The sequence below is a fragment of the Chryseobacterium sp. StRB126 genome (assembly GCF_000829375.1).
Lineage (GTDB): Bacteria > Bacteroidota > Bacteroidia > Flavobacteriales > Weeksellaceae > Chryseobacterium.
On the sequence record NZ_AP014624.1, the window covers coordinates 3,769,354 to 3,782,925 of the forward strand.

At 34.3% G+C, this 13,572-nt stretch carries 8 protein-coding genes; 5 read left to right on the forward strand and 3 right to left on the reverse strand.

Going from position 1 to position 13,572, the window contains the following annotated elements:
• Positions 1-275 precede the first annotated feature (275 nt).
• Positions 276-911, reverse strand: a complete 636-nt coding sequence (locus tag CHSO_RS17070; protein ID WP_045498565.1) for an SDR family oxidoreductase — start codon at positions 909-911, stop codon at positions 276-278.
• Between the two features lie 23 nt (positions 912-934).
• Positions 935-1,795, reverse strand: coding sequence for an AraC family transcriptional regulator (locus CHSO_RS17075; RefSeq protein ID WP_045498567.1), 861 nt, complete (start codon positions 1,793-1,795; stop codon positions 935-937).
• A gap of 1,268 nt (positions 1,796-3,063) precedes the next feature.
• On the opposite strand from CHSO_RS17075, the gene CHSO_RS17080 reads away from it, so the two are divergent.
• Positions 3,064-6,132, forward strand: a complete 3,069-nt coding sequence (locus CHSO_RS17080) for an amino acid adenylation domain-containing protein (protein ID WP_198408388.1) — start codon at positions 3,064-3,066, stop codon at positions 6,130-6,132.
• A gap of 751 nt (positions 6,133-6,883) precedes the next feature.
• Here the strand turns inward: CHSO_RS17080 and CHSO_RS17085 are convergent.
• Positions 6,884-7,345 carry a GNAT family N-acetyltransferase gene (locus tag CHSO_RS17085; protein WP_045502802.1) on the reverse strand — a complete coding sequence of 154 codons (462 nt, stop codon included), beginning with the start codon at positions 7,343-7,345 and terminating at the stop codon, positions 6,884-6,886.
• A 422-nt stretch (positions 7,346-7,767) separates the two neighbouring features.
• Between CHSO_RS17085 and CHSO_RS17090 the strand changes: the two genes are divergently transcribed.
• The 4 genes from CHSO_RS17090 (at position 7,768) to CHSO_RS17105 (ending at position 12,566) form a co-directional block, all read left to right on the forward strand.
• The gene (locus CHSO_RS17090; protein WP_045498568.1) at positions 7,768-8,697 is read left to right on the forward strand and encodes a bifunctional helix-turn-helix transcriptional regulator/GNAT family N-acetyltransferase; all 930 of its coding nucleotides are present in this window, start codon (positions 7,768-7,770) and stop codon (positions 8,695-8,697) included.
• Positions 8,698-8,820: 123 nt separating this feature from the next.
• Positions 8,821-10,578: an ABC transporter ATP-binding protein gene (locus CHSO_RS17095; protein WP_045498570.1), complete on the forward strand. Its 1,758-nt coding sequence runs from the start codon at positions 8,821-8,823 to the stop codon at positions 10,576-10,578.
• Positions 10,579-10,743: 165 nt separating this feature from the next.
• On the forward strand, positions 10,744-11,460 hold the full coding sequence (locus tag CHSO_RS17100; protein ID WP_045498573.1) for a class I SAM-dependent methyltransferase: 717 nt from the start codon (positions 10,744-10,746) through the stop codon (positions 11,458-11,460).
• A 230-nt stretch (positions 11,461-11,690) separates the two neighbouring features.
• Positions 11,691-12,566 carry a helix-turn-helix domain-containing protein gene (locus CHSO_RS17105; RefSeq protein ID WP_045498576.1) on the forward strand — a complete coding sequence of 292 codons (876 nt, stop codon included), beginning with the start codon at positions 11,691-11,693 and terminating at the stop codon, positions 12,564-12,566.
• The last annotated feature ends 1,006 nt before the right edge of the window (positions 12,567-13,572 follow it).

Genomic DNA, 13,572 nt, shown 5'->3' on the forward strand with positions numbered 1-13,572 from the left:
CCTTTTTTTAGTATTGCTATTTTTTGAGCATAATTAACTGTTTTTTTGAACAGAATAATTAAGCTCTTTTTCTATAACAAAGGTACAATGACGACAATGGGATGCTTTTTCTAATTAGTTCAAATATTTTGACTAATTAGTCCTTTTTAGCAGTGAAAAATTGAGAAATATAATGTTGACGTTTCTCCATTAATAAGATTCAAAAAATTAATGGGAAAAGTGAAGATTAAGTAAGATAGGAAGCCAATATATTCAGTTAATTGAATACAGCCTTTTTATCCAAGTTGATTAAGTGCTTTATCAATCGGTGTATTTCCATCATGCATCAAAATAACCTTACCAATTGTTGAATTATTTTCCAATACTGCGACAAGGGTATCAACAACATTAGCAATAGAATTAGTTCCCGGGCTAGTAACATTAGCCTCTATTTTTCCTGTTCCTTGCCCTTCTTTAAGTCCTCCGGGTTGCAAAATAGTATAATCGAGATCAGTTTGGGTTGTGAGGTAGAGATCAGCGTAATGTTTAGCAATATTATAATCTGTAAGATCATTGAGGAAAGATTCATTCCAGCGTTCGGGTTGCAATGCAAAAACTGAGCTCAGCATAATATAACGTTTAACCCCAGCTTTTTCTGCGGCTTGCATGGTTTTAATTGCTCCATGTAAATCTATCTGTAAAAGATTTTTCCCACGCGATCCAGAAACAAAATAAACCGCATCAGCACCGCTCATACTTTCTGCAAGCATATCTACATCGCTGAGCAAATCAATATAAACCTGCTCAATATTATATGCGTTATTTGCTGAATTTGGATTTCTTGAGCCTGCCAAAACCTGATATTGAGTAGCTAGCTTATTTACTAAAAGAGATCCGACTCTACCATTTGCTCCAATAACCAATACTTTCATACATTTAATTTTAAAATGATTTGTTAACGGGATATGCTCGGTGCCTGTCCATGAAATTCTTTATATATTCTTGAAAAATGAGAGACATTTTCAAATCCTAAGGAATAACAAATATCTGAGACCGACAAAGATGTTGTTTCCAGCATTTCTTTTGCCTTCTCTAATCTCTTTTCTCTGATCCAGGTTGCTGGCGCAACATTGTAGATATTCTGAAAATCTCTCTTAAAACTTGATAAACTTCTGCCAGAAAGATAAGCCAGTTCAGAAACAGAAACCGGTGAAGCATAATGCTGTTCCACCACGTTACGGATATCGGTCCGTATAGGCTCGTGTAATTGTAGAATTTGTAAAAACATATTTCGGTTACATTCCGCAACATCGTATAGCAATTCCATAATTTTCAACCGAAGTTGTCCAGGATGAACCACAGATTGATCAAAAAAGTAAGGCTTCATGGAATGGGCAAATGCAACCAAACATTCATTCATTGGATATGGTCTTGTTTTGATCTCTCCTTCAGGTTTTGACACCTTGATTTCTGATGTTGACAAAAATGACTTTAGGAGATCATCTTTAATGCTGAACATCAAACTGTCATAAATATTGTCATTTTCAGTATTTCCAAATTTATGATACTTTACTGCAGTAGCTTTCTTTAGCAAAATCATATCATTTTTGCCCACTATATATTCCTGCTTTCCATAGGTAAGAACAACCGTTCCCTCAAGGACAATAAGAAGTAAATGCTGTTCGAGATACATAGTACCTCTAACTTCTGTACTATGTATACATTGCTCAATTAAAGTACAACCATCAAGTTCTAAGGTATTCTGAGGTGTATCAAGACCTATCAAAGAAGTCGGAAACTTTATCATTTTTTTCATTTACTTACTTTTTGTAACATTAAATTTCATTACGTGTGTGCAATACTAATTTAAATAATAACTCTTACTCCATCACAGAGTAGATTATTAAGTAAAAACATACTATTTGAGCGTACACAAATTTATAGATCTTTTAAATAAAATAATATTCTTTTTAGCTCAAATTATTTTACTAAATAGTTCAAATAATAACATATGGAAATTAGGAAATTTGAATAGATTTTCTCGTTATTTTTTTTCTTAAAAATCTGATTTATAGTTCAAAATTTTAAGAACCATGTTATAAGCAATCAATTATTTTACATCTCGAAACCTGTAGTTATTGTAATGCTATGAACCTGCAATATGGATTTGACAAATAAGTTTTCATTTGTGATAATTCAGAAATTCTTTCAAAATCTTCAACTAAATATTTCGATATTTCTTCAGTTATGAGTACAAGACAAGCACAGACATCTAAAGACTAACTATTCTAATTCTAATGCTAATGCTCATTATTATTAATTTTTAAAATTAAATTGCAATAGACAAAAACTAAAAGAAACTACTTGATAAAAATGAGTTTTGTAATTCTTTTTTAATTTGGCTTAAACGAACCAAATCATCTATAAAAGTGTTTGAAAATACGCTCGTTGAGGTCACAAAAAGCTAAATGGCACCTACTAAATACTGTTGGTGTCATTTTTTTTTAGGTAATTATATACAATTTTACACTGACCCAAATATTTTACTATTTTGACCCCTGTCATTCTGAATACCGGCTGAAGGCCTGCGAACATAGTTCAGAAGTGAAATGAAGAATCTAAGCCAAATATGAGATTCTTCCTTCGTCAGAATGACAATGGTGTAAAATTGTAGATAGACTCCTTTTTTATTTAGGATTGATGCATCAATTAAGTTAAGATAAAAAATTACGCTACAAACATTTCTAACAATCAATGCCAATTTATAAAAAGGGCTTTAAATCTTCTTTCCAAGTTGCATAAAAAAATAAGATTAAAAAGAAAACAAAACAGAAAACCGGGTTTGTGAATTATGGGCAGCCAAAGTGTAAGATGAAGAAACAACCGCACATTAAATAGATTTGACGGGAATAAAAAAATAAAAGGAATTAAACGATATGTAATGATCTACAAAACAGATTTCTATTCGCAATCATGGTTTTGTTACCATCTAATTTTTTGCTTAGTTATTATAATTTGGAAACCTTTTTTTATCTAATTTTATGTGGAAAACTAACACCAAATTTTAACATAAAATTTTACACCATGAAAAAAGAGCCAGCTACCATGAGCTTTCATTCGAATGACTTTTCAACAAATAACTTCCATAAAAAAGTAGTTGATATTGTAAAACAAATCGAGAAAATCTCGAAAGAATACCCCGAAAAAATTGCCATTGTTGATGGTGCTGAAAAAATTACTTATGAAAAGTTAAACGAAAAAGCGAATCAATTAGCACACTATCTACAAACTCGGAATATTGAAGAAGGTGGACTGATCGGGGTCTGTATCCCGCAGTCAACAGGCCGTATCATTGCTTTTTTAGCCATTTTAAAAACGGGAGCCACTTATTTACCTATCGATGGGGAACTACCGCAAGCCCGAATCCAGATGATGATTGATGATTCAAAAATTAAAATGATCATCACCGTAGATCAATATGTAGATAAAGTCAATAATGACCAAATTCAATGTATTGCATTAGATTCTTTAATTTCTGATGAAATTTTTCAAAATAGGTCAACTGAGAACCTTTTAATTAATATTTTACCTGAAAATCCTGCTTACGTAATTTACACTTCCGGCAGTACGGGAATGCCAAAAGGAGTGATCATTTCACATCATTCTTTTTATAATTTTGTACAATATCAGGCAGAAATTTTAGGTTTATCTGCAGATAATACAACTTTGCAGTTTGCTTCTCCGAGTTTTGATGCAGCCATAATAGATATCTGGACACCCTTAATTAAAGGAGCCACGATGCATTTATATCCGAATAATAAAATTGTGGGCGAGCCGCTTTTAGATTTTATTGTTGAGCACTCTATAGACACCGTTCCTTTGATGCCTCCGATGGTATTGGCTTCGTTGCCGGTAAACAAACCTATCGGAAATCTCCGCACTATAGCGATTGGAGGTGAAGCCTGTACTGAAAACACGGTAAAAGCATGGTATAAAAAGATTCGTCTGATCAATAGTTATGGACCGACCGAAGCAACTGTTGCGGTAAGTAATTATGAATTTAAAGAAGAGGTTGATCCAAGAATTATCGGAACCGCAATACCGTTTGTTGATGTATTTCTATTAGACGAAAATCTGAAACCTGTAATAGGTGGAACAGTTGGAGAAATTTATATCGGAGGTTCTCAATTGGCGTTAGGGTATTTACATCGTGAAGAAGACACTCAAAAATCTTTTATTCAAGCTCCGGAATGGCTTTTAGATCAATTAAATAATGGTAAAACGCTTTATAAAACCGGAGATATGGCTCTTCGCAGAGAAGACGGAAATCTTGAATTTTACGGAAGAAAAGACGATCAGGTTAAAATTAGGGGTTACAGGATCGAACTTGCTGAGATTGAATATAATATCTCAAAATTGCCACAGATCACTCAAAGTGCTGTTAAAGTTCAGAGAAAAGAAAATGGTTTACCGGCTTTAATTGCTTTTATTCAGCTTGCAACGGATGAAGATCAGACAAAAGTTCTGCAGAACATAAAGGCAAAATTACAACAGGTAATGCCTGCGTATATGCTTCCTGACAAGATTTTAATTATAGATCAGATGCCTTTGAACCATGCCGGAAAAATAGATAAAAAACTCTTGGAAATTCCCGAAAATCAAGTAAAAAATGACAATCTGCCGAAATGGAAAGATGATAATTTAACCCAAGTCGTAATGCATATCTGGAAAGATCTTCTTTCGTTGGAAGACGTTAATGAAGAAGAAGACTTCTTTGAATTGGGAGGTCATTCTTTGTTGCTTGCTCAACTGCATATGCTGCTTCCTGAACCTGTCAGAAATTTGATCAGCTTACCGGAACTTTATATTTACACCACTATTTCAGCTTTTGTTAAAGAAGTTAAAAACCGAATGGTAAAAACTGAAATTTCGCAAAAAAATAAAGCTGAAATGATGATCAGCGAGTTGATAAAAGATTCAGAACTACACATTGATTTTACTATAAATGAATCACCAAATCCCGAGATTTTAAAGAATCCTAAGAGTATTTTTTTAACAGGAACAACGGGTTTTGTGGGATCTCATTTACTGGAAGAACTTTTACAGCAGACCACAGCAAATATTTACTGTTTGGTGCGTGCAGCCTCTTCGGAAGAAGGATTGGAACGTATTAAAGCTACTTTTGAAAAATTTAAATTATCGTGGTCACTCGAGTATGACAGCCGCGTTATCGCGATGACTGGAGATTTATCCTTGCATCATTTCGGTATGGAAGATGAAAATTACAGTTTCATTACCAATCGTATCGAAGTGATTTATCATTCGGGGAGTTCGGTGAGCTATGTGCAGCCTTATTCTTTAATTAAAAAATCGAATATTGACGGTTTACACAATATCATTGATCTTGCAGTGACAGGAAAAATAAAATTTCTGATGTTGCTGTCTTCGATGGGCGTATTTAGCTGGGGAAGACCTTTTACAAAGAAAACCTGGATGTATGAAGATGATTCGATCAACCAAAATATGGATGCAGTCGCCAGAGATCTTGGATATATAAAAAGCAAATGGGTAATGGAAAGTATTGCTGAAAAAGCCCGGCAAAAAGGGCTTCCAATTACGAATTTCAGATTGGGTTTTGCGGTTTGTCACAGTACTTCCGGAGCAACCGTGATGAATCAATGGTGGGGATCGCTGATCAGAAGTTGTGTTGAGCTGAACTCGTTTCCACTTGTGATGGGATTAAAGGATGAGCTTACAACGGTAGATTATATGTGTAAAGCCATCATGCACATCAGTAAGAAGAAAGAAGCGATCGGACTCAATTTCCACCTTTCTCCTTTGCCAGAAAATGATGTTTCACTTACTGATTTCTGCGTCAAAATAAATGAATATTATGATATCAATTTAAAAGGAATGGAATACCATCAATGGCTCAACCAATGGAAATATGATAATAATTTACCGATTTACCCTTTGTTGAGCCTGTTTACAGAAGATGTACACGAAGGAAAATCATTAGTAGAAGCGTATGAAAACACTTATTATTACGACAGAAGCAATACGCAGCAGTTTTTAGCAGATACAGATTTGATGCCTCCAGTTTTTGATAAAAAATTGATGACTCCTTATCTGGAGTTTATGGGAGTTCTTTAAATATTGATTGTTTTGGATAGAGTTTGCCCTGATAAGGACTACGCAACCCAGAAAGTTGCAGCAACTCTGCATTATCCTGTGTAATCATTTTTAGAATCCCGGCATTAGAAAAACATTTCTAGGGTTGTAGTAGGTAACTGTTTTTGAAGTTTGTTAACAAAATATTGATAAAAAAGAGCTTTATAATTCTTGTTGTATTTCGCTCAAACAAACCAAATCATCTATAAAAAGTTTTGAAGATACGCTCGTCGAGGTCACAATATAACAACAGATTTTGTAATGGGCTGATGATAGATTTTTCTTAGATTATAAGATAGCGATACATGTTTTCAAGGTCAGGATAGTACTATCGCTATAAATGGAAAACAAAGCAACATTAGTTCTCTGGATAAAATCTACCTTTTACTTGATTTTATCCAAGGAGATTCCTTGTTTTTTTAATTTTAGTCCAGTATAAAACGCTCCTGGTCTAATCAATTAACCATCACCCAATAATAGCTGAAAATGCGGGTGTTATTTGCCGTTCCGCTTTGGGAATTCCCCACCCTCCTTGAGAAAATCCTACATACCCTGTTTCGGAACGAATAATGTGTCCGCTAATTCATCACCTTTTAAAGTAAATGCTAAGTCTTATGAAAAATATTTTCAATGTCAAATTCCTGAGATCCTCTGTAGATGAAGTAAACCGTTGAGCATAATAAGACAAGGATTATCGATGAAACAATAAACTTTCGGGTGATAGCTATAACGTTTATTTATTCAAGTCGAGCTTGTATATATGCTCTTCATCTTTTTCCCTTCCTGTGAAAACAAAGCCAAATGATGTATAGAGAGCTTTGGCAATTTCATTTTCAGGATATAGGCCTAAATAAATTGTTGATATGGAGTTTAAGGCCTCGACTTCTTTAAGGAAAGCTTCAAAAGCAGCTTTTCCAAATCCTTTACCCCTATATCTGTAATCTATCATATACCTAAGTAACCAAAAGTTGTTTTCATCCTCTTCGTATGGTCCAAACAGCATAAATCCTACAGCTGTATCGCCCTGATAGATAGCACGTGTATGCAAGTTGGGATAATATTTAGATTCCGCTATAGAAACGGAATTTGCACAAACATATTCTTCATCAAAAGTAGGCATTCCATCTGCATTAGTAGTAAGAAGGCATACTTCATAGTAGTTGCTTTGTGTAATTTCTCTAAGTTTTACTATCATTTTGAATTTATTTAATAAATCACCCAGGCCATTGTTGATTTTTCTTGTAGTTATATTGCATAACATTTGAAACTTATCTTAACTGTTCCAGCTGGAGTCATATAGTTGAAAAAGAAGTTGTATTTCATTTTTCTGAAAAACAAAATTAGTTCTTTCGTCCGTTCAAAAATTATCAGTTAAAGTAATTTATCGTGCAATTTGTAATATAATGTGGCTATTATTCTAAATAATTCAATAAATAACATTCAGATATTACGATTATACGTTACATTTTTTTGATTATTTAGAATGTTTTGTAATGATGTCAATAAGAAATTTTATATGAAAAAGACATAGTCATAATTTATTAAAAAATCTTCAACCCTTCAGTTAGTTGCCAAAGTCAACTAATTAATTTACATTTGGGGCTTAAAACTACAGAAATGGAACAGATCATTAGCAACATACGAAGCTTCAACAGGTTTTACACCTCTCATATTGGGCTTTTGAACCAACAATTCTTGGATAGCCCCTATTCATTAACCGAAGTACGTATATTATACGAAATTGGTGCACATGAAAATATAACAGCCCAGCATATATGTGATTTATTAAACCTAGATAAGGGATATGTAAGCCGTCTTTTGAATAGTTTCTTGAAAAAAGATATTATTCAAAAGATGAAATGTGAGGATGACGCAAGATCCCTGATAATTACGCTCTCAGACAAAGGTCAGCAATTACTTCATGAGTTACAGACCAAATCGGACAAACAGATAGCAAGTTTTGAAAACAAATTAGGCACCGAAGAAAAGTCCATGCTTATAAATTCGATGCGTACCATTCAAAATCTCCTATCGAAGGATTATAACAACAGCATGCTCGCCAAAGAAGTAACTTTTAGAGAAGGACTAAAACCAGGTGACATTGGCTATTTAATCTATTTGCATGGTTTGCTCTATGCCAGAGAATCCGGGTATTCACTTCAATTTGAAGGATATGTTGCAAAGACTTTCTATGATTTCTTAGGAAGTTACTCTGAAGCAGATGACCGTGTATGGCTAGCTGAATACAATCAGCAGATCATTGGCTGTATAGCAATTGTCCATCATAATTCAGAAGAAGCACAATTACGCTGGTTTCTGACCCATCCTATCTTTCGTGGAACTGGAATTGGTAAACGACTCCTGAATGTGGCACTGGAATATTGCAAAGAAAGAGATTATAGCAATATATTTCTATTGACTACAAGTATTCAAGAACGTGCTATAAGCATGTATAAAAAAGCTGGTTTTGTGCAAACACATGCCGTCGAATCTACACAATGGGGAAAACCCTTGTACGAAGAACGATTTGATTTAAAGCTCATTTAGTTACGGATTGAATGTAAAACCAGTAGAATTGCCAACAAAAGCAAACTCTTTACATGTATTTTTGCAATTCGCTATTAAATATAGCAATACACTCACTTTTTGCCGCTAGATAATCCTACTATAATGAAAGCAAATACAAAAGTATCTCATACGAAATTTTCCTTTTCAAGGGTTACACATCTTGTGAAACCCTATACTACCACGTTAGCTATTGTACTATTATTAATTATAATAGGTGGGATATTTGGCACAATAAGTCCCTTCTTAATCCAGAAAATCGTCGACGATGCACTACCGGCCTCGGATATGGATTTACTATACAAGCTCGTGCTTGGATTAGCAGCTATTTCAATTTTTACAACAATTGTCTCTGTTGTACAATCTTATATTTCAACTAGCATTGGACAAAAGATTATGCATGATCTTCGTGTGAAGCTCTATGAACATCTCCAGTCCTTATCGCTCTCATTTTTTTCATCCACCCGAACAGGAGAAATACAAGCACGTATTACGAGTGACATTTCGAAAATGCAATCTTTGTTAACGAATACCGCAACTGATTTTGCCAGACATATAACCGCTATTATTACAACTACTATAGCCATGTTACTTTTAGATTGGCGCATAGCTATTGTTTCTATTTTGATAGTCCCTCTACTCGTCTTGGTCAACCAACGAGTTGCCAAAATACGGGAAAGGATTATGCATGACCAACAGGAACGTGTAGCTGATCTCTCGTCTAATATTACTGAATCTTTATCTGCTGGAGGTTTCATTCTAGCCAGAACAATGGGACGAGCGAAGCATCTTGTACACATGTTCAGAAAGAACTCTGAAGATCTATCCAAATTAGAAACCCGGTCAAACACAGCAGGCCAATGGGAATTTGCTATTATTTTTCTATTCTTGGATATGTTGCCTGCCTTTACATTCTTTGGTGGGGGCATGCTTTTGGGAATGGGTTACCAAGTATCTATCGGGACTATGGTAGCCTTTGTAGCACTGCAGGAACAACTTCTATGGCCTCTCCTAGAAGTGTTTGAAACTCGTATTGAATTTGGTAAAGTAAGGGCAATCCTTACCAGAGTTTTTTCCTATCTTGATATGCCTCCAGAAATAACAGAAAGAGAAAATCCTCTCACATTAGACAAAAGTGAATTCAAAAAGGGTATAACATTCGAGAACGTTTCATTCTCTTATGACAGGGAATCTGTATCTTTGCTGAAAAACATCTCCTTTACAATCCCTGCTGGTAAATATACTGCTCTTATCGGACCGACAGGATCTGGGAAGAGTACAATTGGAAATCTTATCGCCAGGCTGTACGATACCGACGAGGGACGAATACTGTTTGATGGGATAGATGTTAAGGATTTAAGCTTTAAATCTATTTCTGAATTGCTGGGGATAGTAACGCAAGACCCTTTTTTACTCAACGCCTCTATTGAAGAGAATCTTCTTTTTGCTAAACCAGATGCTACAGGGGAAGAGATAGCAAATATTCTCCAGGTAGCACAGCTAAAGACACTTATCGCCAGCCTCCCAGAAGGTCTACAAACTCAGGTGGGTGAACGTGGTTATCAATTTTCTGGTGGAGAACGACAACGACTGTGTATTGCCAGAACATTATTACGTCAACCGCCAATTCTACTTCTCGATGAAGCAACAAGCGCACTGGACGCTGAAACCCAAAAAGCATTCACTGCTGCTTTATCTTCTGTGAGTGATGGTATGACCGTCATTTCGATCGCGCACAGACTTTCAACTGTTCGTTATGCAGATCAAATAATCGTTCTAGAAAATGGTAGGGTTGAAGAAATAGGCACGCACGATCATTTGATTACTCTTGGAGGCAGGTATGCCAAAATGATATTCAACTGATAGTAGTCAAAAATATCCAGAAGTGCGTTTAACTTCTAAGGAATAATAGTAAAAATTTCTATTCATTTCCTTGATGAATTAAATTGTCCCGTTTTAACTCAATTGGTAAATTTTATAGAACATCAATTATGAATAAATTCGCTATCACAGACCTAAATTATAAGTATGAAACAAAATATATATGATCATCCCGATTTTTTCGAAGGTTATAAAGATTTAAGAGACAATGACAAGGGTTTGAATGAACTGTTGGAACAGCCCGCAATAAAATGTCTAATGAAACCTGTACAAGGCAAGATAGTTGTAGATCTGGGCTGCGGACTAGGTCATCAAGTAGAATCGATTTTGAGTCAGAGTCCAAAAAAAATTATTGGTGTAGATATTTCTAAAAAAATGCTTGCTGAGGCAAAGAAGAGAATTTCTTCTCCCTCTGTTCAATGGGTTTGTCAGGCAGTAGAAGAATATGAGTTTGGAAAAGAAAAACTCGATTTAGTATTGAGTTCCATGACGCTGCACTATATTGCCAATTTAAAAATGGTATTTAAAAAAATATATGCCGGCTTAAAACCAGGCGGGCAATTTTTATTTTCAATAGAACACCCGAGTTGCACTGCAATACTCGAGAGTTTAAATCGGATGCAAACCATCCCCAATTACGCAATCGAAAATCAACGTAAACAGGATTGGTTTATAAAAGATGTCGTAAAATACCATCGTAAGCTCTCTACTATTGTACAAGAAGTGCTAGAAGTTGGTTTTATTTTAAAGAATTTGAAAGAACCTACGCCAGATACAAGACTTTTAAGACAACGTACAGATTTTGAGAAACATATTCAACATCCACCAATTTTAATTTTAGATACTTTAAAACCCTTAAGTTGAATCATATCCCAGCGTCAAAAATAGTAGCTCAACAGAGGAATCGGTAAAAAAGGACTAACAATCAGGGGACCTAACTTTAAATTCTCTCTACGGGTTAAAGGGTGCATAATAAATATCTTGAATTGCTTACTTTTGGTTTTCAGCGGACAACTACTTTCAATTTGTAACAAATTATACGTATTGACCGTCAGGTATTCACAAGAAATGTTCATTTTTTCTAATATTTGCTTATGCCTTTATTCTTAACATTAGACAACGTCTATAAGCTTTATAATATTGACCCTTCTAAAAAAGCTGAGGGAATGTTTATCATTGATCAAAATGATCAGCCACAAAAAGAATTCACCGATTATAGGCATCAGTTTGACGGCTTATTACTGGGTTTTATGTTAAAAGGCTCAATGCGTACACAAATTCATTTTTTGGAGTATGAAGTTCATGCAGACGATACTCTTGTTGTATTGCCCCAATTAATGATAGAAACTAAAACGGCTAGTGAAGACGCTGAATTTGTCACTATTGGACTGTCGCTAGATTTTATTACAGCTTTTCCAATTCTTCGTGAATTTATCATGAATGACCAAATTCGGTGGAATCCTATTGTAAAGCTATTACCTGAAAGTATAGGACGTCAAAAAGAATTGCTGGCTCTTTTACAAGATTTCTACCATAGTAAACAAAGTTCTAAGAAGACAGAAATTTTACAACATCTTATCATAGCTCTAATTTGTATGATTTCCGAAGTGTATTCCAGTTTAGCAAATAACAATAGTCTCGTAAAAAACCGCGTACATGAGATAATTGATGGTTTCTATATCTTAATTTCTAAACATGCCAATCAAGAGCGAAGCGTAAAATTTTATGCAGAAAAACTGCATCTGACCCCTCAGTATCTCTCTACACTATTAAAACAAAAGACGGGAAAATCTGTCATACAATGGGTTGATCATGTTATGATACTACATGCAAAAACATTGCTTAAGTCATCTAATCTATCAATTAAACAGATCAGCAGTGAACTAAATTTTGCAGATACCAGTTTATTTTGCAGATATTTTAAAAGACTCACAGGTTCCTCCCCAAGAAATTTTAGGAATAAGACATAATATAACTTGATCAAGTTTGAAAATTTTACTGCTCTTATGCTCTATTTACAATGATTAGTTGTCTGAATTACCTATATTCTTTTATTTTTGTATCTGGAAGGCATTTTAAAATCATATCGTCTTGGTATTTCACAAAAAGGAAATAAGAATTTCAAAAGATACTTTCACCTCGCCTTGTAAACCAGAAGCAGCGCTAAAGAATCCGACTAAACTTTAGAAAATAAATCGGATAATAAAGTATAAGACAGTAATTCTCTGCTAAAACTACTACTTAGATGATCCTTAAAACATTAGCATGGAAATTCTTATATTTAACATTAGAGATTTATGGATGTTCTTTGAAGTCGATATAGAATAATTATAGCATAAATTTTGTGCTATTTTTTCGTGGAAGAATCATAATATATGTGAAAATGAGATTTTAAAGTGTTTTGAAAGAGAGGATTCGAATGCATCAAGCTCCACTTTTCAAGCTAAAAACAATATACAAATCACTCATTTACAATCGATTATGTTTTATTATTTTTGTATATTCTGTTTTTCCTTTCCCCTTTGCTCATTCAATAATGACTTTAACTATTTCAAAATAAGCCAGGACTGTGGCTGTATTGGTATTTACAACAATACAACTTTTAGCATTTGGATAAAATCATCTATACTTTTTTAAGCTTTCCTATTTAAATATTAAATTGCACCTACGTTAAAAAACTATGGACAAATACAGCTTTTTGGAAATAGCAGCATTTATAGGAATATTTTTGGTGCTGTTTCTCGCCCTATTTTTATTGACTGTAAAAACGAAGCACAAACTTGCAAATTGGCTTCTTGCTTTTTTCCTTTTTACAAATGCCGTAGATGCTTGTAAATTTTTGATGCGTGATTTTCCTGTTAATTTCATCAACCTCGAGGCTTTTCGCTGGAGCATTAACTATTTGGTTCCGGCATCATTTTACCTCTATGTATTGTCCGTTTGTTTTTCCAACTTTCGATTAAAACCGAAACATTT

What these genes read in the sequence shown, in the direction of transcription:
- CHSO_RS17080 (WP_198408388.1), top strand. Translation starts at nt 3,064, where the DNA reads ATGAAAAAAGAGCCAGCTACCATGAGCTTTCATTCGAATGACTTTTCA.
- CHSO_RS17075 (WP_045498567.1), bottom strand. Translation starts at nt 1,795, where the DNA reads ATGAAAAAAATGATAAAGTTTCCGACTTCTTTGATAGGTCTTGATACA.
- CHSO_RS17095 (WP_045498570.1), top strand. Translation starts at nt 8,821, where the DNA reads ATGAAAGCAAATACAAAAGTATCTCATACGAAATTTTCCTTTTCAAGG.
- CHSO_RS17070 (WP_045498565.1), bottom strand. Translation starts at nt 911, where the DNA reads ATGAAAGTATTGGTTATTGGAGCAAATGGTAGAGTCGGATCTCTTTTA.
- CHSO_RS17100 (WP_045498573.1), top strand. Translation starts at nt 10,744, where the DNA reads ATGAAACAAAATATATATGATCATCCCGATTTTTTCGAAGGTTATAAA.
- CHSO_RS17085 (WP_045502802.1), bottom strand. Translation starts at nt 7,345, where the DNA reads ATGATAGTAAAACTTAGAGAAATTACACAAAGCAACTACTATGAAGTA.
- CHSO_RS17105 (WP_045498576.1), top strand. Translation starts at nt 11,691, where the DNA reads ATGCCTTTATTCTTAACATTAGACAACGTCTATAAGCTTTATAATATT.
- CHSO_RS17090 (WP_045498568.1), top strand. Translation starts at nt 7,768, where the DNA reads ATGGAACAGATCATTAGCAACATACGAAGCTTCAACAGGTTTTACACC.